17 protein-coding genes are annotated in these 20,853 nt (G+C 66.0%); 12 read left to right on the top strand and 5 right to left on the bottom strand.

Annotated features, from left to right (window positions below; genetic code table 11):
- The first annotated feature begins 207 nt into the window (after positions 1–207).
- Together ppdK and ACFOHJ_RS22745 are read left to right on the top strand one after the other, a co-directional pair.
- The gene (gene ppdK / locus ACFOHJ_RS22740; protein WP_378225093.1) at positions 208–2,871 is read left to right on the top strand and encodes a pyruvate, phosphate dikinase; all 2,664 of its coding nucleotides are present in this window, start codon (positions 208–210) and stop codon (positions 2,869–2,871) included.
- A 110-nt stretch (positions 2,872–2,981) separates the two neighbouring features.
- Positions 2,982–3,734, top strand: a complete 753-nt coding sequence (locus ACFOHJ_RS22745; protein WP_378225095.1) for a polysaccharide deacetylase family protein — start codon at positions 2,982–2,984, stop codon at positions 3,732–3,734.
- Positions 3,735–3,755: 21 nt separating this feature from the next.
- On the opposite strand, the gene ACFOHJ_RS22750 is transcribed toward ACFOHJ_RS22745, so the two are convergent.
- Positions 3,756–4,115, bottom strand: coding sequence for a hypothetical protein (locus ACFOHJ_RS22750; protein ID WP_378225356.1), 360 nt, complete (start codon positions 4,113–4,115; stop codon positions 3,756–3,758).
- 168 nt (positions 4,116–4,283) lie between these two features.
- On the opposite strand from ACFOHJ_RS22750, the gene ACFOHJ_RS22755 reads away from it, so the two are divergent.
- Together ACFOHJ_RS22755 and ACFOHJ_RS22760 are read left to right on the top strand one after the other, a co-directional pair.
- Positions 4,284–5,912: a long-chain-fatty-acid--CoA ligase gene (locus ACFOHJ_RS22755; RefSeq protein ID WP_378225097.1), complete on the top strand. Its 1,629-nt coding sequence runs from the start codon at positions 4,284–4,286 to the stop codon at positions 5,910–5,912.
- A 124-nt stretch (positions 5,913–6,036) separates the two neighbouring features.
- Positions 6,037–6,777 carry a DUF1499 domain-containing protein gene (locus ACFOHJ_RS22760; RefSeq protein ID WP_378225099.1) on the top strand — a complete coding sequence of 247 codons (741 nt, stop codon included), beginning with the start codon at positions 6,037–6,039 and terminating at the stop codon, positions 6,775–6,777.
- A 25-nt stretch (positions 6,778–6,802) separates the two neighbouring features.
- Here the strand turns inward: ACFOHJ_RS22760 and ACFOHJ_RS22765 are convergent, their stop codons facing one another.
- On the bottom strand, positions 6,803–7,708 hold the full coding sequence (locus ACFOHJ_RS22765) for an MBL fold metallo-hydrolase (RefSeq protein ID WP_378225101.1): 906 nt from the start codon (positions 7,706–7,708) through the stop codon (positions 6,803–6,805).
- Positions 7,709–7,831: 123 nt separating this feature from the next.
- Here ACFOHJ_RS22765 and ACFOHJ_RS22770 point away from each other — a divergent pair, with 123 nt between their 5' ends.
- A complete protein-coding gene (locus ACFOHJ_RS22770; RefSeq protein ID WP_378225103.1) occupies positions 7,832–8,428 on the top strand; it encodes a biotin transporter BioY in 597 nt (198 codons plus the stop codon).
- A gap of 163 nt (positions 8,429–8,591) precedes the next feature.
- Here the strand turns inward: ACFOHJ_RS22770 and ACFOHJ_RS22775 are convergent, their stop codons facing one another.
- From ACFOHJ_RS22775 to ACFOHJ_RS22785, 3 genes are all read right to left on the bottom strand, one after another.
- On the bottom strand, positions 8,592–9,731 hold the full coding sequence (locus tag ACFOHJ_RS22775; RefSeq protein ID WP_378225105.1) for a DegT/DnrJ/EryC1/StrS family aminotransferase: 1,140 nt from the start codon (positions 9,729–9,731) through the stop codon (positions 8,592–8,594).
- Between the two features lie 95 nt (positions 9,732–9,826).
- A complete protein-coding gene (locus ACFOHJ_RS22780) occupies positions 9,827–10,759 on the bottom strand; it encodes a carbohydrate kinase family protein (protein WP_378225108.1) in 933 nt (310 codons plus the stop codon).
- A gap of 48 nt (positions 10,760–10,807) precedes the next feature.
- On the bottom strand, positions 10,808–12,040 hold the full coding sequence (locus ACFOHJ_RS22785) for an ROK family transcriptional regulator (RefSeq protein WP_378225357.1): 1,233 nt from the start codon (positions 12,038–12,040) through the stop codon (positions 10,808–10,810).
- A 199-nt stretch (positions 12,041–12,239) separates the two neighbouring features.
- Between ACFOHJ_RS22785 and ACFOHJ_RS22790 the strand changes: the two genes are divergently transcribed.
- The 7 genes from ACFOHJ_RS22790 (at position 12,240) to glgB (ending at position 20,831) form a co-directional block, all read left to right on the top strand.
- Positions 12,240–13,271, top strand: coding sequence for a sugar ABC transporter substrate-binding protein (locus ACFOHJ_RS22790; RefSeq protein ID WP_378225110.1), 1,032 nt, complete (start codon positions 12,240–12,242; stop codon positions 13,269–13,271).
- Positions 13,272–13,369: 98 nt separating this feature from the next.
- Entirely contained in the window at positions 13,370–14,452 is a 1,083-nt protein-coding gene (locus ACFOHJ_RS22795) for an ABC transporter permease (RefSeq protein WP_378225112.1), read from the top strand.
- On the top strand, positions 14,452–15,234 hold the full coding sequence (locus ACFOHJ_RS22800; RefSeq protein WP_378225113.1) for an ATP-binding cassette domain-containing protein: 783 nt from the start codon (positions 14,452–14,454) through the stop codon (positions 15,232–15,234). Before ACFOHJ_RS22795 ends, ACFOHJ_RS22800 begins: the two co-directional genes overlap by 1 nt.
- A 134-nt stretch (positions 15,235–15,368) precedes the next feature.
- The gene (locus tag ACFOHJ_RS22805) at positions 15,369–17,825 is read left to right on the top strand and encodes a glycogen/starch/alpha-glucan phosphorylase (RefSeq protein WP_378225115.1); all 2,457 of its coding nucleotides are present in this window, start codon (positions 15,369–15,371) and stop codon (positions 17,823–17,825) included.
- Between the two features lie 78 nt (positions 17,826–17,903).
- Positions 17,904–18,155: an AbrB/MazE/SpoVT family DNA-binding domain-containing protein gene (locus ACFOHJ_RS22810; protein WP_378225116.1), complete on the top strand. Its 252-nt coding sequence runs from the start codon at positions 17,904–17,906 to the stop codon at positions 18,153–18,155.
- Positions 18,149–18,469 (top strand): type II toxin-antitoxin system PemK/MazF family toxin, encoded by a 321-nt coding sequence (locus ACFOHJ_RS22815; RefSeq protein WP_378225118.1) that lies wholly within the window; start codon positions 18,149–18,151, stop codon positions 18,467–18,469. The genes ACFOHJ_RS22810 and ACFOHJ_RS22815 overlap by 7 nt, the downstream gene beginning before the upstream one ends.
- Positions 18,470–18,572: 103 nt before the next feature.
- The gene (glgB, locus tag ACFOHJ_RS22820; protein ID WP_378225119.1) at positions 18,573–20,831 is read left to right on the top strand and encodes a 1,4-alpha-glucan branching protein GlgB; all 2,259 of its coding nucleotides are present in this window, start codon (positions 18,573–18,575) and stop codon (positions 20,829–20,831) included.
- The last annotated feature ends 22 nt before the right edge of the window (positions 20,832–20,853 follow it).

Here is a 20,853-nt window from a genome sequence, read left to right on the forward strand (position 1 = left end):
CGATCCTCGTGTTCTTGATATGTTCTAGATCGAAGATCGCATGTGTACAAGTGTTTCCAGCCGTGATTCCCCTTAATCGATTGTAGACACGGGCTGTCGGTTTCGAGCCTTGCGTTTCGCATTGCAGCATCCTATCGCAACGGTGCCTTAGCCGCCGGCTATATGTTTTGTCGGCGATTTCCGTCTCCGAATGCAGGGAGAGCCTCGATGACGAAATGGATTTACACCTTCGGCGACGGCGCGGCCGAGGGCCGTGCGACCGACAAGAACCTGCTTGGAGGAAAGGGCGCCAACCTGGCTGAGATGTGCAGCCTGGGCCTTCCCGTGCCGCCCGGTTTTACGATCACGACCGAGGTGTGCAACTGGTACTACGCCAACGGCAAGTCCTATCCCGCCTCGCTGCAGGCCGACGTGGATGCGGCGCTCGAGCATATCGCCCGCATCACCGGCCGCAGCCTCGGCGACCCGCAGAAGCTGCTCCTGGTTTCGGTGCGCTCCGGCGCACGCGCCTCGATGCCGGGCATGATGGACACCGTGCTCAACCTCGGCCTCAACGACGAGACGGTGAAGGCGCTCGCGGCCGAATCCGGCGACGAACGCTTCGCCTATGACAGCTATCGCCGTTTCATCCAGATGTATTCGAACGTCGTGCTGGGGGTGTCCCACGACGCGTTCGAGGAAATCCTGGAGGACCGCAAGGCCGATCTCGGCCACGAGCTCGACACCGAACTCACCGCCGCCGAGTGGCGCGACGTCATCGCGCTCTACAAGGCCAAGGTCGAGGAGGAACTGGGCAAGCCGTTCCCGCAGGCGCCGGCCGAGCAGCTGTGGGGCGCCATCGGCGCGGTGTTTTCGAGCTGGATGAACGCCCGCGCCATCACCTACCGGCGCCTGCACGACATTCCCGAAAGCTGGGGCACGGCCGTCAACGTGCAGGCCATGGTGTTCGGCAACATGGGCGAGACCTCGGCCACCGGCGTTGCCTTCACCCGCAACCCCTCCACCGGCGAAAAGGCGCTTTACGGCGAGTTCCTGGTCAACGCACAGGGTGAAGACGTGGTGGCGGGCATCCGCACGCCGCAGAACATCACCGAGGCCGCGCGCATCGCCGCCGGCTCGGACAAGCCGTCGCTGCAAAAGCTGATGCCGGACGCCTTCGAAAGCTTCGTCCAGATTTCGAAGAAGCTCGAGGAGCATTACCGCGACATGCAGGACCTCGAATTCACCATCGAGCGCGGCAAGCTGTGGATGTTGCAGACCCGTTCCGGCAAGCGCACCGCCAAGGCGGCGCTGAAGGTTGCCGTCGACATGGTCAAGGACGGGCTGATTTCGCAGGCCGAGGCCGTGGCGCGCATCGACCCCGCCTCGCTCGACCAGTTGCTGCACCCGACCATCAACCCGAAGGCCCCGCGCGACGTCATCGCCATGGGCCTGCCGGCGTCGCCGGGTGCGGCCACCGGCGAGATCGTGTTTTCCTCAGACGAGGCCGAGGACCTGGCCAAGCAAGGCCGCAAGGCCATCCTGGTCCGCATCGAGACCAGCCCGGAGGACATCCACGGCATGCACGCCTCCGAAGGCATCCTGACGACGCGCGGCGGCATGACCAGCCACGCCGCCGTTGTTGCGCGCGGCATGGGCAAGCCCTGCGTCTCGGGCGCGGGCACGCTGCGCGTCGACTACAAGGCCGGCACCGTCACGGCCCGCGGCGTTACCCTCAACAAGGGCGACATCATCACCATCGACGGCGCCAACGGCCAGGTGCTGAAGGGCGCGGTGCCGATGCTGCAGCCGGAACTGTCGGGCGATTTCGCCGCCATCATGGAATGGGCGGACGCCGCGCGCCGCATGAAGGTGCGCACCAACGCCGAGACCCCAGCGGATGCGCGCATGGCGCGTTCCTTCGGCGCGGAAGGCATCGGCCTTTGCCGCACCGAGCACATGTTCTTCGAGGGCGACCGCATCGTCGCCATGCGCGAGATGATTTTGGCCGACACCGAGGACGGGCGGCGCAAGGCGCTGGCCAAGCTGTTGCCGATGCAGCGCTCCGACTTCCTCGAACTGTTCGAGATCATGGCCGGCCTGCCGGTGACGATCCGCCTGCTCGATCCGCCGCTGCACGAGTTCCTGCCCAAGACAGAGGCGGAGATCGCCGAGGTGGCCAGCGTCCTCAACGTGCCGGCCGACAAGCTGCGCCAGCGGACCGATGAACTGCACGAGTTCAACCCGATGCTCGGCCATCGCGGCTGCCGGCTTGCCGTCTCCTATCCCGAGATCGCCGAGATGCAGGCGCGCGCCATCTTCGAGGCCGCCGTCGAGGCCGGCCGCGAGACCGGCTCGCCGGTGGTGCCGGAAGTCATGGTGCCGCTGGTCGGCATCGAGAAGGAGTTCGACTACGTCAAGGCGCGCATCGATGCGGTCGCCAAAAGCGTGATGGACGAAACCGGGGTTCACATCGATTATCTCGTCGGCACCATGATCGAGCTGCCGCGCGCGGCGATCCGCGCCGACGTCATTGCCGAGACCGCCGAGTTCTTCTCCTTTGGCACCAACGACCTCACCCAGACGACGTTCGGCATTTCGCGCGACGACGCCGGCTCGTTTCTCGAAGGGTACCGGCAAAAGGGCATCGTCGAGCAGGACCCGTTCGTGTCCATCGACGTCGAGGGCGTCGGCGAACTGGTGCGCATCGCCGCCGGCAAGGGGCGCAAGGCCCGCCCGGGCATAAAGCTCGGCATCTGTGGCGAACATGGCGGCGACCCGGCCTCGATCCGCTTCTGCGAGGAAGTCGGGCTCGACTACGTGTCCTGCTCGCCCTTCCGCGTGCCGATCGCGCGGCTGGCGGCGGCACAGGCCGCCATCCGTAAAAGCTAGGCGAAACAGGCATTTGAGACGCGAAGGTGAATCACTTTGAGATCACCTTCGAGCTGCCGCAAGATCGCCGCTTTCCCCGCCGATGCGTCGTGGCTCGAACCGGAGGTTCCATGCGCCTTCTTTGCTGTCTCCTCGTCGCGGCTACGGTCCAGGCCGGCACGGCTTTCGCCAGGCCGGCCGATATCGTCGAGCCGACGCTGCACATCGCGGCGGGCGGTGCGGCGGCCCCGCGCGTGGTGCTGACCTTCGATGCCTGCATGGGCGATGTCGACCGGCGTATCCTCTCGGTGCTGGTCGAAAACCGCATTCCCGCAACCATCTTCGTCACCAGCCGCTGGCTGAAGCGCAACCATGCCGCTTTCGCCGAGATGCTGGCGCAGCCGGACCTGTTCGAGATCGAAAACCACGGCGCGAAGCATATCCCGGCCATCGACCGGCCGATGAAGGTTTACGGCATCGCCGCCGCCGGTTCGGCTGCCGCGGTCGATGCGGAAGTCGAGGGTGGCGCCGGCGCCGTGCGTGATGCCGGCGGCGATAACCCGCGCTGGTTCAGGGGCTCGACCGCCCGCTACAGCCGCTCCGCCATCGAGCGCATCCGCAGGATGGGCTTTCGCGTCGCCGGCTATTCGCTGAACGGGGACGGCGGTTCGCTGCTGGGCAGCAAGGTGGCGGAAAAGCGTATCGCTTCGGCGCGTGACGGCGACGTGGTGATCGCCCATATCAACCAGCCGCGCCATTCGGCAGGGGAGGGCGTGGCCAGGGCCATTATGGAACTCAAGGCCAGGGGTTTCGCCTTCGTGCGGCTCTCGGACGTCCCCGCCAACGGCTCGGACGGCACGACTACGCCCGTTCCGTCTTCCTGAAGCGGGGCGGCTGGCGCTGTCTCAGGCCGCTGCCTGCAGAACGTCCATCAGGCCGGCATAGGCGGCGGCGATGCCGGCCGCGGGGCTGGTGCTTTTCGCGGCCGTTTCCACCTTGAGCGCGCCGCCGTCCACCGGCAGGGTCAGGAGCAGGAACTGGCGCTGGTCGCCGTCGCCCACGGAAGCCGCCGCGACATGCTGGCGCTGGCCGTCGGCCTCGACCTGCATCTTGAACAGCAGGCGGCCGCCGACCGCTTCCAGCGCCCCGTCGACCACTTCGGCGAACGCATCCTGGGTGACGGTCTCGCCCTTGTCGGGTACGAGTTCCGCCAGGCTTTCGGCCAATGAATTTTCGAGCTCCTGCTCGTCGAGCTGCTCGGCCATGCGAACCTCATCCATTCGCTGCTGCACCCCACCACGCGCGGATTTTACGCGGCCTCATGGCTGCATTGTGACAATGCGACCATTGTCCAATACGCCCTGCCGCCGTCGCCGAAACTCGTCGCTGGACATTGCGCGCAATCGTTTCACAATGGGGAAAGGGAGGACGCCATGCTTGGATTGATGCAGGAATGGCCGCTGCTTTGCCATAAGCTGCTGGACAACGCGGCTAACCAGCATGGCAATCGCGAGGTCGTCTCGCGCTCGATCGAAGGGCCGATCGTGCGCACCACCTATGCGGAACTGCGCCGCCGCGCGCTCAGGCTGGCGGACAGGCTGGAGCGCGACGGCTTCGCCCTGGGCGACCGCATCGCCACCCTTGCCTGGAACACCGCGCGCCACCTCGAGGCCTGGTATGGCATCATGGGCATCGGCGCGATCTACCATACGCTCAACCCGCGCCTGCATGTCGAGCAACTGGCCTGGATCATGAACCACGCCGAAGACAAGGCGCTGTTCGTGGACCTGACGTTTCTGCCGCTGGCGGAAAAACTGGCCGCGCAGGTCGACTCGCTCCGCCGCTTCGTGGTGCTGACCGACCGGGCGCACATGCCCGAGACGGCGCTGCCGGGTGCCGTCGCCTACCAGGAATGGCTGGAGGAGGCGCAGGACGGCTTCGCCTGGAAAAGCTTTGACGAGAACACCGCCGCCGGCATGTGCTACACCTCCGGCACGACCGGCGAGCCGAAGGGCGTGCTCTACAGCCACCGCTCGAACGTGCTGCATGCCATGATCGCCTCGATGCCCGATGCCATGGGCCTTTCCTCGCGTGACGTGGTGCTGCCGGTGGTGCCGATGTTCCACGCCAACGCCTGGGGGCTCGGCCAGAGCGGGCCGATGGTCGGGGCCAAGATGGTGATGCCCGGCGCGAAGATGGACGGCGCCTCGATCTACGAGCTCCTGGACACCGAAAAGGTGACCTTCACCGCCGCCGTCCCCACCGTGTGGCTGATGCTGCTGCAATATCTGGAGGAGACGGGAAAGAAACTGCCCTATCTCGACAAGGTGGTGATCGGCGGCTCGGCTTGCCCGCGTTCGATGATCCAGAAGTTCCAGGACCAATACGGCGTCGAGGTCATCCACGCCTGGGGCATGACCGAGATGTCGCCGCTCGGCACGCTCTGCGCGCTGAAGCCGGAATACGCCGGCCGCACCGGCGAACAGCGCCTCGACGTGCAGCAGACACAAGGCTTCGCGCCCTTCGGCGTGGAGATGAAGGTCACCGACGACGAGGGCAGGGAACATCCCTGGGACGGCAGGACCTTCGGCAGGCTCAAGGTCCGCGGACCGGCGGTCGCCAGCGCCTATTACGGCGGCGCCGGCCCGGAGCAGTTCGACGAGCAGGGTTGGTTCGACACCGGCGATGTCGCCCATATCGACCCGAACGGCTACATGGAGATCACCGACCGCGCCAAGGACGTCATCAAGTCGGGTGGCGAGTGGATTTCCACCATCGCGCTGGAAAACCTCGCCGTCGGCCATCCCGATGTCGCCGAGGCGGCGGTGATCGGCGTCAGGCACTCCCGGTGGACCGAACGACCGCTGCTGGTGGTGGTGCTGAAGCCGGGCCGGGAAACGGCCAAGGCCGATATCCTCGCCTGCCTCGAAGGCAAGGTCGCGAAATGGTGGCTGCCCGACGACGTCGCCTTCGTCGACGAGATACCCCATACCGCCACCGGCAAGATCAGGAAGACGGCGCTGCGGCGGCAGTTCGAGGACTATCGGTTGCCGGGCGACTGACGCATAGTCGCTCAAAGGACGAATCGGGGGCAGGGCGGATGACGCCGGGCTCCGGCACAGCCGGGCGACGATGAGGCAATATCGCGAACAGCGCAGATCGAGAGCGAGCGGCTGGTGCCGCCGCGTGGCCGCCTTCGCGGCCGTGCTCGGCATCGTCGTGTGGACCGGGCACCATTTCGGGGTGGTCGAGACGCTGGGCTATCTGTGGGTGCTGGCGCTGGTGGCGCTGCTCGCCGCCTTTTCGCTGATACTGGCCGCTTTCGCCTTTTCCCGCGTCTGGACCTTCGGCGACAGCGGCGGCCGCGACGTCGCCTTCGGCGTGATCTTCGCGCTGCTGGTCTTCTCGCCCTATGGCGTCGTCGCCTATCTGATGCTGACCGAGCCGCCCTTGCAGGCGGTGACCACCGATGCCGAGAACCCGCCGGCGCTGCCCACGGCGACGGGCCGCACCGGCAGCATGAACGCGCTTCTGCCGCAAAGCCCCGGCGAGCAGCGGCTGCAGGCGCAGCACTACCCGCTGGTGACCGGCCGGCGCTACCAGTTGCCCTTCGATGAGACGCTGGCGGCCGTCCAGACGGTGCTTTTGCGCCAGGGCTGGAGTAAGGTCGAGGGGCCGGACGTGGATGCGGAGGACGCCGGAGAAGCGACCATCGGCGCGGTGGCCCCGAGCTTCATTCTCGACCTGCCTGCCGACGTTTCCATCCGCGTCACGGCCGATGACGACGACGCCACGCTGGTCGACATGCGCTCGGCCTCGCGCTACGGCCGCCACGATCTCGGCGACAATGCGTGCCGCATCACCGCCTTCCTGGCCGAACTCGACCAGCAGGTGGCCGGCCTCGTCGGCGCGGCCGCCGCGCAGTAGGACAGGGTTCAGCCTTTCGCGAGCGTCACGCCGCCGGCGTGTAGGTCGCCTCGATGGCCGGGCTGCCCTCGGCATGCACCAGGCCGCGTGCGACGAGATCTTCCAGATGCGCCAGCACCGACAGGGCGGCCGCGCCGTGCAGGCGTGGGTCGGTGCCGCGGTAGATTGCCTCGACCATCGCCTTGACGGTACGGTCGCCCAGGCGGATGCGTTCGAGGATGGCGCGCTCCCGCATCTTGCGGTGGGCCTTGAGGCCGCGCATGAAGGTGGCGGGCCGGCTCACCGGGCCGCCATGGCCGGGCAGGAGCAGGCGGTCGCCGCGCCCGATCAGCTTGTCCAGCGAGGCCATGTAGTCGGCCATGCTGCCGTCCGGCGGCGCCACGATGGTGGTGGACCAGCCCATGACGTGATCGGCCGAAAACAGGATGCCGGTGCCTTCCAGCGCGAAGGCGGCGTGGTTGGCGGCATGGCCGGGGGTCAGCACCGCCTTCAGCCGCCACTCGCCGCCGTCGACGACCTCGCCATCGGCCAGCCGCCGGTCGGGCCGGAAGGCAAGGTCGGCGCTGGCGTCGAGCCCGACCTCGCCGGGGCGGCGTTCGCGGGCCGAGCGGTGCGGTCCCTCGGCCAGCACGACGGCGCCGGTCGCAGCCTTCAGGCGCACCGTCAGCGGCGAATGGTCCTTGTGCGTGTGGCTGACGAAGATGTGGCTGACCGGGCGCTTGCCGATCGCGGCCATCAGCGTGTCGAAATGGCGGTCGTCGTCGGGGCCGGGGTCTATGACGGCGAGCGTGTCCGTGCCGACGAGATAGCTGTTGGTACCGTGGAAGGTGAACGGGCTCGGGTTGTTGGCGGTGATTCGCGCGACACCCGCCGCGACCTCGACTGCCTTGCCGTAGGACGGCTCGAAAACGAGGTCGAAACTAAGGGGCATGACCGGATGCTCTCGCAGGATGTGACGAAACAGGCAAAACCGATTGCCGCTTAGCATGGAAGCCCATATAGGAAAATGCGAGCCGCAACACGGCGTCGGCACCGAATTGAATTGGAGAAGATCATGGCTGTTGCAACGACGATGCGTCCCCTGGCGTCCCTCGCCCTGCCGCGTGAAGGCGCGTCGCGTCTGGCGATGCAGATATTCCTGGCCGTGGCCGGAACGCTGCTCCTGACTATCTCGGCCAAGACCAAGGTCGTGCTCGGCCCGGTCGACATGAACCTGCAGACGCTCGCCGTGTCGCTGATCGCCGCATCCTTCGGCTGGCGGCTGGGTCTGGCGACGGTGCTGCTTTACCTCGCCGAAGGCGCAGCAGGCCTCCCGGTCTTCCAGAGCACGCCGGAAAAGGGCATCGGCATCGCCTACATGCTCGGAACCACCGGCGGCTATCTGGCCGGCTTCGTGGTGATGACGGCGATCATCGGCTGGGCGGCTGACCGCGGCTGGGACCGCAACGTCTTCAAGCTGTTCGGGACCATGCTGGTTGCCGAAGTCATCATGATGGCGATGGGCTACTCCTGGCTGGCCACGCTGATCGGCGCGCCGGCCGCCTGGCAGTTCGGCGTCGTTCCCTTCATCGTCGGCGACCTCGTCAAGATTGCGCTCGCGGCAAGCCTGGTGCCGGCGGTCTGGAGCCTCGACTTCCTGCGCACGAAGTAATCGCGGCGCTCTTCCGGCGGCTGCCGCCAGCCGGAAGAGCCGATATCAATGATGAAACGGCCGGCCTGGGTAGGCCGGCCGTTTCAGTTTCGGGGCATTGCCCCCGCTTCGTGGAATGGTATCTCGCCTGCTACGGGCAGAGCTCGTAGCAGCGCGCCAGCGGCTACTCCGCCGCCTGCGCCGAATTCGAGCCGACATAGTTGCGGATCGTCTCGATGACCCGGTCCTGGTCGGCTTCGCTGAGATAGGGATGCATCGGCAGGCACAGGATGCGGTTGGGCAGTTCCTCGGAAACCTTGAGGCCGGTCGGCGTGCGCGGGTAGCGCTCATAGGCCACCTGCTGGTGCAGCGGCTTGACGTAGTAGATGACCGAGGGAATGCCCTTTTCCTGCAAATGCGCCTTCAGCCCGTCGCGCTTCGGCGTTTCGATGGCGTATTGCGCCCAGGCCGAGCGGCCATGGCCGAGGTTGCTCGCGGCCTTCACCACGTCCGAAAGCCCCTCCGCATAGCGGCCGGCGACCCTCTGGCGGGCGACCATCTCTTCCTCGAGGATGGCGAGCTTTTCGATCAGGATCGCCGCCTGCAGCGTGTCGAGACGCGAATTGATGCCGACATGGACGTTGTCGTACTGCGTCTCGCCCTTGCCGTGGAAGGCATAGGAACGCAGCTTGTCGGCCAGCGCCGCGTCGTTGGTGAACATCGCGCCGCCGTCGCCATAGCAGCCGAGCGGCTTGGCGGGGTAGAAGCTGGTGCCGGCAACATGGCCGAACGCGCCGCACATCGTGCCGTCGGCCGAACCGCCCATCGACTGCGCCGCGTCCTCGATCACCAGCAGGTTTTCGCGTTCCGCGATCGCCATGATGGCATCGTAGTCGGCTGCAAGGCCGAACAGGTCGACCGGGATGATCGCCTTCGGCTGCAGGCGGCCTTCCTTCTTGACCATGGCGATTGCCGCTTCGAGGCTGGCGATGTCGATGTTGTAGGTGGACGCGTCGACGTCCACGAACACCGGCTCGGCCTTGGCCAGCGCCACCACTTCCGCCGTCGCGGCGAAGGTGAAGCTCGGCACGAACACCGCGTCGCCCGGGCCGATGCCGGAGGCGTAGAGAGGCAACAGCAGGGCGTCGGTGCCGTTGGCGCAGGCCACGACATACTCGACGCCGGCATAGGCGGCCAGCTTCTGCTCGAATTCCGCGACTTCCGGCCCGAGAATGTAGCGCCCGCCCTCGACGACGCGTTCCACCGCCGCCTTCAACCTGTCGTGGATTTTTGCGCGCTGCGCACCAAGGTCGATGAACTGCATGACGATCTCGCTTCTGAATTGTTGCGCCGCTGGTATCAGAGATGGGCTTGTCGCGAAAGTCTGCAATGGTTGGTACAGGCGGAAGGAAGCCCCGGTCAGTCGCCCCCGCCGATCTCGTGGCGCCATGGCGGGTTGGCGCCGGCGCGCGAGACGGTGACGGCGGCGGCCTGCGCGCCCAGCGTCAGCGCCTGCCGGATCGCCTCTTCCGAAAGGTCGGCGATGGCCGTCTTGCTCAACAGGTTCTGCTCATGCAGCGAGGCGAGAATGCCCGCGTTGAAGGTGTCGCCGGCCCCGACGGTGTCGACGACGGCGATCTTTTGCGGCTGCACCGCGACGGTGTGCGAGCGGCTGTAGGCGACCGCCCCCTTGGCGCCCTGGGTGATGACGATCAGCCTGGGACCGCGATCGAGCCAGCGGCGGACCACCTCTTCCTGGGTGCCGGGCTCGTCGAACCAGGCAAGGTCCTCGTCCGACAGCTTGACGATGTCGGCCATCGCCACCATGCGGCGGATGCGCTCGGCGTGGCGGGCGCGGTCGGGGATGAAGCCGGGCCGGATATTGGGGTCGAGCATGGTGACGCGCTTCCCGTGCTCGCGCGCCATCAGCGCTTCGTAGGTCGAGCCGCAGGGCTCGGGAATGAGGCTGATCGCCCCGAACAGCAGTGCCGAGACGTCGTCGGCGAGGGTAGGCAGGTCCTGCGGCGACAGCATGCGCCCGGCCGTGCCTTCGTCATAGAAGACATAGCTGGCGTGGCCGTCCTTCAGGTCGACGAAGGCAAGCGTCGTCGGCCGGGCCGAAAAGTGTGCGTAGCGCGTGCCGGCCTTGCTCTCGGCCAGGACGCGCATGATCTGCTGGCCGAACAGGTCGGTGGAAAGGCCGGAAAGGAATTCCGCCGGCGCGCCGAGCCGCCCGAGCGCGATCGCCGTGTTGAACACCGCTCCCCCCGCATAGGGCGCGAAGGCCGGCTCGCCGGCTTCCGAGCGGCGCGGCAGCATATCGATCAGGGCTTCACCGCAACAGACGATCATGCTTCTTCTCTCCAGCCATGAATCTCCTTGTGGAGACGAGGCTTGATATCAAAAATTTCCGGCGAGCGAAGTCGGCCCGACGAGGAAGCGTTCGGAGAGCGGCAGGCTGGCGCCGCCCATGGCGCGGGCGTGGATGCCGATCGTGCCTTCCCGTACCTCCGGCAGGGCGAGGCCCTCGCCGTCGACCTTGCTGATCGCCTTGCTGACGGCGGCGACGAGTTGCCGCCTGACGGAGAGCGGCATCCACCCGTCGATGACGGCGGCCTCGAAATCGATGACGGCCGCCGCCGCCGTGATCGCGTAGGCCAGCGCATCGGCGGCGCGTTCGATCCATGCGGGCAGGTCGGGGCCGGGGCCGTCGCCCCAGTCCTCGGGCGTTTCCCAAAGGGCGGAGGCGTCGCCGCCGCGCGCGAGAATGGCCTTTTCCAGCATGGCTATGGAGGCGATGTCGATCAACTGCGCCGGCTTGCCGTTCGAGCCCGGCACCGGCATCGAGCCGAGCGCGCCGGCATTGCCCGTCGGCCCGCCATAAAGGCGGCCGTCGAGCACGATGCCGCCGCCGGCGAAGGCGCCGATGTAGAAGTAGACGAAGTTGCGGAGGCTCCCCGCCTGGCCGAACACCTGTTCGGCGCCGCAGGCCGCCGTGGCGTCGTTTTGCAGGAAGACCGGAAACGGGCACAGCGCCTGGATGTCGGCGCGCATGTCGCAGCGGCGCCATTCCTCCCGCACGGCTTCCGGCGCGCCGACGGCATCGGCCCAGTTCCACAGTTCGAAGGGCATGGCGATGCCGAGCCCGGCGATGCGCTGGTCATGCGCGGGGGAAAGGCGGCTCCGCATCTCTTTGAGCGCCGTGGCGGCGAAATCCAGCGCGGCGTCGGGCGTCGGGTAGCGGTAGGTCTTCTGCTTCCGTTCCTGGACGTTGCCGAGAAAATCGATCAGCACCATCTCGATGCTGCGGCGGCCGATCTTCAGGCCGACGAAGAAGGCGCCGTGCGGGTCGAGCGCCATCGGGATCGACGGCTGGCCGATGCGCCCGCGCACCGGCTCCAGCCGCAACAGCAGCCCGTCGTCCTCGAGCTTGCGCATGATGACCGAGACCGTCTGCGCCGACAGGCCGGTCATGCGCGCGATGTCGGATTTGGCGAGGCTGCCGTTCTGGCGCACCAGCGACAGCACCAGCCGCTCGTTATGGTCGCGCATGCCGCTCTGGTTGGTGCCGCGATGAAACTGCCCCGCCGCCGGCCCGCGCGGCCCACCCCTGATAACGCCGCTGTCCACCATCCCTCCAGCCTTCGACATATTGCCGTCAGCATGCGAAAGGAGGTCGTCCCTGTCAATAATAAATAAGAGTGATTTAATTATTGACTCTGGCTGGGTGCTGGTGTTCTTTGATCACGTGGGGAGGGGCGCGGACCGCGCCGGTCCCGCATGATGACCCGGTATGGTCCGGCGTCAACTGGCTTTCTGGGAGAAGCAACCGATGAAGAAATCCGTTTTGCGCGCAGCCTTGTTGGGCGTATCGGCACTTGGGCTTGCGGTGGTGAGCGCGCCTGCGTCCGCCGCCGGCGTTTCGGCCTGCCTGATCACCAAGACCGACACCAATCCGTTCTTCGTGAAGATGAAGGAAGGCGCGACCGCCAAGGCCAAGGAACTGGGCGTCGATCTCAAGAGCTATGCCGGAAAGATCGACGGCGACAGCGAAAGCCAGGTCGCGGCCATCGAAAGCTGCATCGCCGACGGGGCCAAGGGCATCCTCATCACCGCCTCGGATACGGCCGGCATCGTGCCGACGCTGAAGAAGGCCCGCGATGCCGGCATGCTGGTCATCGCGCTCGACACGCCGCTCGAGCCGGCCGACGCCGCCGACGCGACCTTCGCCACCGACAATCTCCTGGCCGGCGAACTGATCGGCAAATGGGCCGCCGCCACGCTCGGCGACAAGGCCAAGGATGCCAAGATCGCCTTCCTCGACCTGACGCCGTCGCAGCCGACCGTCGACGTGCTGCGCGACCAGGGCTTCATGAAGGGTTTCGGCATCGACACCAAGGACATCAACAAGATCGGCGACGAGGACGATCCGCGCATCGTCGGCCATGACGTCACCAACGGCAACGAGGAGGGCGGGCGCCAGGCGATGGAGAACCTTCTCCAGAAGGATCCGTCCATCAATGTCGTCCACACCATCAACGAACCTGCCGCCGCCGGCGCGTACCAGGCGCTGAAAGCCGTCGGCATGGAGAACAACGTGCTGATCGTCTCCGTCGACGGCGGCTGCCCGGGCGTCAAGAACGTCGAGGCCGGCGTCATCGGCGCGACCTCGCAGCAATATCCGTTGCAGATGGCCGCGCTCGGCATCGAGGCGATCAAGAAGTTCGCCGACACCGGCGAGAAGCCGTCGCCGACCGAGGGCAAGACCTTCGTCGACACGGGCGTCAACCTGGTCACGGCCAAGCCGGCTCCAGGCGTCGAGTCCATCGACGTCAAGGAAGGCCTGGCCAAGTGCTGGGGTTGAAGTCGCTGCCTTTTGGGTAAAAGGTAAAATGACGGTGCCGCGGCGCGGTTTCGCCCGCGCCGCGGCACCGGGTGCAGACCCATGGGGAGGAGATTTGCATGAGTGAGGCTTCGGCGAACGCCCGGCAACCACAGGAATTCGAGAAGGCGCTTTCCGGCAGCGATACCGCTGTCGCGAATTTCGAGGTCAGCGAGCGGTCCGGGCTGGAGAAGGTGCAGCATTTCCTGCACGCAAGCCCCGCCGCTGTTCCGCTCATCGTTCTTGTCGCCTCGCTTCTGGTCTTTGCGGTGATCATCGGCGGTCGTTTCTTCTCGGCCTTCTCGATGACGCTGATCCTGCAGCAGGTCGCCATCGTCGGCTTCGTCGGCGCGGCGCAGACACTCGTCATCCTGACGGCCGGCATTGACCTATCGGTCGGCGCGATCATGGTGCTGTCGTCGGTGGTGATGGGCCAGTTCACCTTCCGCTACGGGCTCCCGGCGCCGCTCGCCATCCTGTGCGGCTTTGCCGTAGGCGCCGCCTGCGGCTGGCTGAACGGCTTCCTGGTGGCGCGCATGCGGCTGCCGCCCTTCATCGTGACGCTGGGGACGTGGCAGATCGTGCTCGCCGCCAACTTCCTTTATTCCGCCAACGAGACCATCCGCGCGCAGGAGATAGAGGCGCAGGCGCCGATCCTGCAATTCTTCGGACAAAGCGTGCGCCTGGGCAGCGCGGTCTTCACCTACGGCGTCATTACCATGGTGGTTCTGGTGCTGATCCTTTGGTACGTGCTCAACCACACCGCCTGGGGCCGGCACGTCTATGCCGTGGGCGACGACCCGGAAGCGGCCGAACTGTCCGGCGTCAACGTCTCGCGCATGCTGATTTCCGTCTACGTGCTGGCCGGGCTGATCTGCGCGTTGGCCGGCTGGGCGCTGATCGGGCGCATCGGCTCGGTCTCGCCCACCTCCGGCCAGTTCGCCAACATCGAATCGATCACCGCCGTGGTGATCGGCGGCGTGTCGCTGTTCGGCGGGCGCGGCTCCATCCTCGGCATGCTGTTCGGTGCGCTGATCGTCGGCGTCTTCTCGCTGGCGCTCAGGCTCATCGGCACCGATCCGCAATGGACCTACCTGCTGATCGGCACCCTCATCATCGCCGCCGTCGCGGTCGACCAGTGGATCAGAAAGGTAGCCGGCTGATGGAACAGAAGCCTCTTCTTCAGGCGCGCGGTCTGGTCAAGCGCTACGGCCGCGTCACGGCCCTAAACGCGGCCGATTTCGATCTCTATCCGGGGGAAATCCTGGCGGTGATCGGCGACAACGGCGCCGGAAAATCCTCGCTCATCAAGGCGATCTCGGGGGCGGTGACGCCGGACGAGGGCGAAATCCGCCTCGACGGCGAACTCGTCTCCTTCAAGTCGCCGATGGAGGCGCGCAAGGCCGGCATCGAGACGGTCTACCAGAACCTTGCCTTGTCGCCGGCGCTTTCCATTGCCGACAACATGTTCCTGGGGCGCGAACTGCGCAAGCCGGGCTTCCTCGGCGAGTGGTTGCGCATGCTGGACCGGCCGGCCATGGAAAAGCGGGCGCGCGAAAAGCTTTCCGAGCTCGGCCTGATGACCATCCAGAACATCGGCCAGGCGGTGGAGACGCTGTCGGGCGGCCAGCGCCAAGGCGTCGCCGTGGCCCGCGCAGCCGCTTTCGGCTCGAAGGTCATCATCCTCGACGAACCGACAGCCGCGCTCGGGGTCAAGGAAAGCCGCCGCGTCCTGGAACTGATCCTCGACGTAAAGCGGCGCGGCCTGCCGATCGTGCTGATCTCGCACAACATGCCGCATGTCTTCGAGGTGGCCGACCGCATCCATATCCATCGGCTCGGACGCCGTCTCACCGTCATCGATCCCAAGGAATACACGATGTCGGACGCCGTGGCCTTCATGACCGGCGCCAAGGTGCCACCGGAGGCTGCTGTCGCTGCTTGATGGCGGGTTCGTTTATCCGTAGATCGCTGGGAGAAACAGCCGTTACCGCTTGCCGACAGGCTCTAAATCGATTTAGCATTCAGACCCTGTAGCGGCGCGGCGATGGCCCCAGCAAGGACAGCAGCAGAAACGACATGGCGCGCGCGACCAACATATCCCTGCCGGAAAATCCCGCTCCCAGCGTGCTGGCGGCCGAAGTCCTGCAGGCGCTGAAATATCGCATCGGCAAGGACGCGACCGTCGCCACGCCCTATGACTGGCTGACCGCCTCGATCAAGGTGGTGCGCGACCGCGTCATCGACCGCTGGATGAAGGGCACCAAGGAAGCCTACGAAAGGCAGGAAAAGCGCGTCTACTACCTGTCGCTGGAATTCCTGATCGGGCGGCTGATGCGCGACGCCTTCTCCAACCTCGGCCTGATGGAGGCGATGCGCGAGGCGCTTTCCTCGCTCGGCGTCGATCTGGACAGGATCGCGGCGCTGGAGCCGGATGCGGCACTCGGCAATGGCGGCCTGGGGCGGCTGGCCGCCTGCTTCATGGAATCCATGGCCACCGTTGACATTCCGGCGCACGGCTACGGCATCCGCTACGCCAACGGCATGTTCCGGCAGGAGATCCAGGACGGCTGGCAGGTGGAACTGCCGGAAACCTGGCTCGACCATGGCAACCCGTGGGAATTCGAGCGCCGCGAGCGCGCCTTCGAGGTCGGCTTCGGCGGCGCCGTCGAGTCGGTCGCCGGGCCGGAGGGCGCGGACGAGCGTCATGTCTGGCACCCGAACGAGCGCGTGCTGGCGGTCGCCTACGACACGCCGGTGGTCGGCTGGCGTGCCAACCGCGTCAATACGCTCAGGCTGTGGTCGGGCATGCCGGTCGACCCGATCCTGCTCGACCGCTTCAATGCCGGCGATTATGTCGGCGCGCTGGCCGAGAGCAACAAGGCCGACACGCTGTCGCGCGTGCTCTACCCGGCCGACTCCCACAAGGAAGGGCAGGAACTGCGGTTCCGGCAGGAGTATTTCTTCTCCTCCGCTTCCCTGCAGGACATCCTGCAGCGGCATCTCAGCCAGTATGGCGGCCTTTCCTCGCTGCCCGACAAGGCGGCGATCCACCTCAACGACACCCATCCGGCCATTGCCGTGCCGGAACTGATGCGGCTGTTGATCGACGTCCACGGCATGGATTTCGACCAGGCCTGGGACGTCACCCGGCGCACCTTCGCCTATACCAATCACACGCTGCTGCCGGAGGCGCTGGAAAGCTGGCCGGTGCCGCTGTTCGAGCGGCTTTTGCCGCGCCATATGCAGATCGTCTACGCCATCAATGCGGCCGTGCTCCTGGAAGCGCGCACCACCGGCCGTTTCGACGGCGGCCAGATCGCCAGCATCTCGCTGATCCAGGAAAACGGCGACCGCCGCGTGCGCATGGGCAACCTCGCCTTCATCGGCTCGCATTCGGTCAACGGTGTCTCGGCCCTGCACACCGAACTGATGAAGGAGACGGTGTTCGCCGACCTGCACCGCCTCTATCCCGAGCGCATCAACAACAAGACCAACGGCATCACGCCGCGCCGCTGGCTGTTCCAGTGCAACAGCGGCCTGACCGGGCTGGCGCGCGAGGCGATCGGCGACCGCTTCCTCGACGACATCGAGGCGCTCGGCGACCTCGGCAAGCTGGCGGGCGATGCGGCGTTCCGCGAGAAATTCGCTGCCGTGAAGCGCGCGAACAAGGCGCGGCTCGCCAACTTGGTGGCCGAGCGGCTCGGCATCAAGGTCGACCCGTCGGCGCTGTTCGATATCCAGATCAAGCGCATCCACGAATACAAGCGCCAGCTCTTGAATATTCTGGAAGCCATTTCCCTTTACGACCAAATCCGTTCGCACCCCGAGCGGGACTGGACCCCGCGGGTAAAATTCTTCGGTGGCAAGGCGGCACCGAGCTACCATAACGCCAAGCTGATCATCAAACTGGCCAACGACGTCGCCCGTGTCATCAACGGCGACCCGTCCGTGCGCGGCCTGCTGAAAGTGGTGTTCGTGCCCAACTACAATGTCAGCGCCGCCGAAGTGATGATGCCGGCCGCAGACCTCTCCGAGCAGATTTCGACCGCCGGCATGGAAGCCTCCGGCACCGGCAACATGAAGTTCGCGCTGAACGGCGCGCTCACCATCGGTACGCTCGACGGCGCCAATGTCGAGATCAGGGAGCGCGTCGGCGACGAGAACATCTTCATCTTCGGGCTGACCGCCGAGGAAGTGGCCGAGCGCCGCGCCAACGGCTACGAGCCGCGTGCCGTCGTCGAGGCCTCGCGGGAACTGTCGCAGGCGATCGCGGCGGTTTCCTCCGGCGTGTTCTCGCCCGGCGATCCTTCCCGCTACCGCGACCTCATGGACGGGCTCTACCAGCACGATTGGTTCATGGTCGCCGCCGACTTCGACGCCTACGCCGCCACGCAGCGCGCCGTCGACGACGTCTGGCGCGACAGCCCCGACTGGTACGCCCGCGCCATCCGCAACGTCGCCCATATGAGCTGGTTCTCGTCCGACCGGACCATCCGCGAATACGCCAAGGAAATCTGGAACGTACCGGTGTGATGGGAGCGAGTACGTGATAACATTGTTGTAACAGGCGGCCGCACTACTATATGGTTCAACACGGTCATGGAGACGGCAATGTTGAGCGCAGTGAAAAAAATCGGCAATTCGGCCGGGATCATCATCCCGAAGCCACTGCTGGCGGAACTGGGGGCGCAGGCGGGTGACAACGTCAATCTGCGCTTCGAGCAGGGGCGTATCGTGATAGAGCGTGCCGCCCCGCCGGTACGCGAGGGGTGGGCGGAGGACGCCCAGCGCCTCGCGGCGGAGGGCGATGAACCTGCGTGGCCCGAATTCGCCAACGACGAGGACGCCGACTTCACATGGTGAAACGCGGGGACGTCTGGCTGGCCGCGCTCGATCCGACGATCGGCAGCGAAATCCGCAAGACGCGGCCCTGCCTGATCGTTTCACCGCCGGAGATACACGACCATCTGCGTACGGTTATCGTGGCGCCGATGACTTCGGGAAGCCGGCCGGCCGGTTTTCGGGTCCCGATATCGTTTCAGGGCGTCGAAGGGTTGATTCTTCTGGAACAGGCGCGGGCGTTGGACAAGCGGAGGCTGGTGAAGAACCTGGGCCAGGTTCCCGACGAGGTATTGAAGCAGGCTTTGCGCGTGTTGCGGGAACTCTACGAGGAATGACCGGGCGGACAGGGCGGAAGCGTCAGGTCGCTGGTTCTCGTCCGACCGGACCATCCGCGAATACGCCAAAGAAATCTGGAACGTACCGGTGTGATGTGATTGCATGAGGACGGCGCTGAACTGCGCCGGCGTCGAGGAGAGGGTCCAGTTGGCGAAGAAACCGCGAGCCACTGCTGACAATGCCTGCGAAGGGCTGGCGGCGGCTGGGGATATCGAGGCGATCGTTGCCGGTACGCATGGCGACCCCTTCGCGGTTCTGGGTGTCCAGCAGGCAGGAAAGGCGTTTTTCGCCCGTTGCTTCATCCCCCATGCGGAATTCGTCGCCGCCTTCACGCTGGCCGGCAGGAAGGCGGGCGAGCTTGCCCGCAGCGACGATGCCGGCTTCTTCGAGGGAAAGCTCTCCATCCGCAAGCGCCAGCCGCTACGTTACCACGCCCGCAATGAAGGCGGCGAGTGGTGGCTGATCGACCCTTATTCGTTCGGGCCGGTGCTGGGGCCGATGGACGATTATTACATCGCCGAAGGCTCGCATCTGCGGCTGTTCGACAAGCTCGGCGCGCACCTGATCGAGCATGAGGGCGCTTCCGGCGTGCAGTTCGCGGTGTGGGCGCCCAATGCCCGGCGCGTCTCGGTCGTCGGCGACTTCAACGGATGGGACGGCCGTCGCCACCCGATGCGCGAGCGCCGCGATACCGGTATCTGGGAATTGTTCCTGCCCGATATCGGCGCCGGGCGCGCCTATAAATATGAAATTCTTGGGCCGGACGGCGCGCGCCTGCCGCTGAAGGCCGATCCGTTCGCCTTCCAGTCCGAATTGCGTCCGGCGACCGCGTCGGTGACGGCGCCGCCGCTCGCGCATGAATGGGGCGACGAGGCGCATCGCGCCTACTGGCGCAAGGCGGACCTGCGCCGCCAGCCGGTCTCGATCTACGAAGTGCATGCCGGTTCGTGGCAACTCGGCGACGACGGTTCGTTCCTGTCGTGGGACCAACTGGCCGAGCGGCTTATCCCCTATGTGGTCGACACCGGCTTCACCCATATCGAGTTCCTGCCGATCTCCGAATATCCCTACGATCCGTCCTGGGGCTACCAGACGACGGGGCTTTACGCGCCGACCGCGCGCTTCGGCGATCCGGCCGGCTTCGCACGCTTCGTCGACGGCGCGCACCGGGCTGGCATCGGCGTCATTCTCGACTGGGTGCCGGCGCATTTTCCGGTGGACGAGCACGGGCTGGCGAAGTTCGACGGCACCGCCCTTTACGAGCATGCCGATCCGCGCAAGGGGTTCCATCCGGACTGGAACACGGCGATCTACAATTTCGGCCGCCGCGAGGTCGTTTCCTTCCTCGTCAACAATGCGCTTTACTGGGCCGAAAAATTCCACGTCGACGGCCTGCGCGTCGATGCGGTGGCCTCGATGCTCTACCTCGATTATTCGCGCAAGGCGGGCGAGTGGCTGCCCAACGAGAAGGGCGGGCGCGAGAATTTGGAGGCGGTGCGCTTCCTGCAGTGCATGAACAAGGAGCTCTACGGCCACCATCCGGGCGTCATGACCATCGCCGAGGAATCGACCTCCTGGCCGAAGGTGTCGCAGCCGGTCCACGAAGGCGGGCTTGGCTTCGGCTTCAAGTGGAACATGGGCTTCATGCACGACACGCTGGAATATTTTTCCCGCGAGCCCGTGCACCGCAAGTTCCACCACAACGACCTCACTTTCGGCCTGATGTACGCCTTTTCCGAGAACTTCGTCCTGCCGCTCAGCCATGACGAGGTGGTGCATGGCAAGGGCACGCTGCTGGAAAAAATGGCGGGGGACGACTGGCAGAAATTCGCCACGCTGCGCGCCTTCTATGCCTTCATGTGGGGCTATCCGGGCAAGAAACTCCTGTTCATGGGCCAGGAGTTCGCACAACGCCGCGAATGGTCGGAAGCGCGCGCGCTCGACTGGAACCTGCTCGATTATGCCCCGCATCGCGGCGTGCGCGATACGCTGCGCGATCTGAACCGCCTGTACCGCTCGCGCCCGGCGCTGCATGCGCGCGACTGCGAACCGGAAGGCTTTTCCTGGCTGATCGTCGACGACAGCGAAAATTCGGTCTTTGCCTGGCTGCGCAGCGCGCCCGGCGAGAACCCGATCGCGGTGATCTCGAATTTCACGCCGGTCCCGCGCGAAAGCTACCGCGTGCCGCTGCCGGCCGAAGGCGTCTGGCGCGAAATCATCAACACCGACGCCAGCGCCTATGGCGGTTCCGGCAAGGGCAATGGCGGGGCTGTCGAGGCGCGCGCCGAGGGTGGAAAAATTTCGGCGGTGATGTTGCTGCCGCCGCTGGCGACGATCATGCTGGAATTTGCTCCGCAGTGAGTTTCAAGGGGAGGCTGTAGAA

This window comes from Aquamicrobium soli (genome assembly GCF_042646345.1).
GTDB classification, from domain to species: domain Bacteria; phylum Pseudomonadota; class Alphaproteobacteria; order Rhizobiales; family Rhizobiaceae; genus Mesorhizobium; species Mesorhizobium soli_A.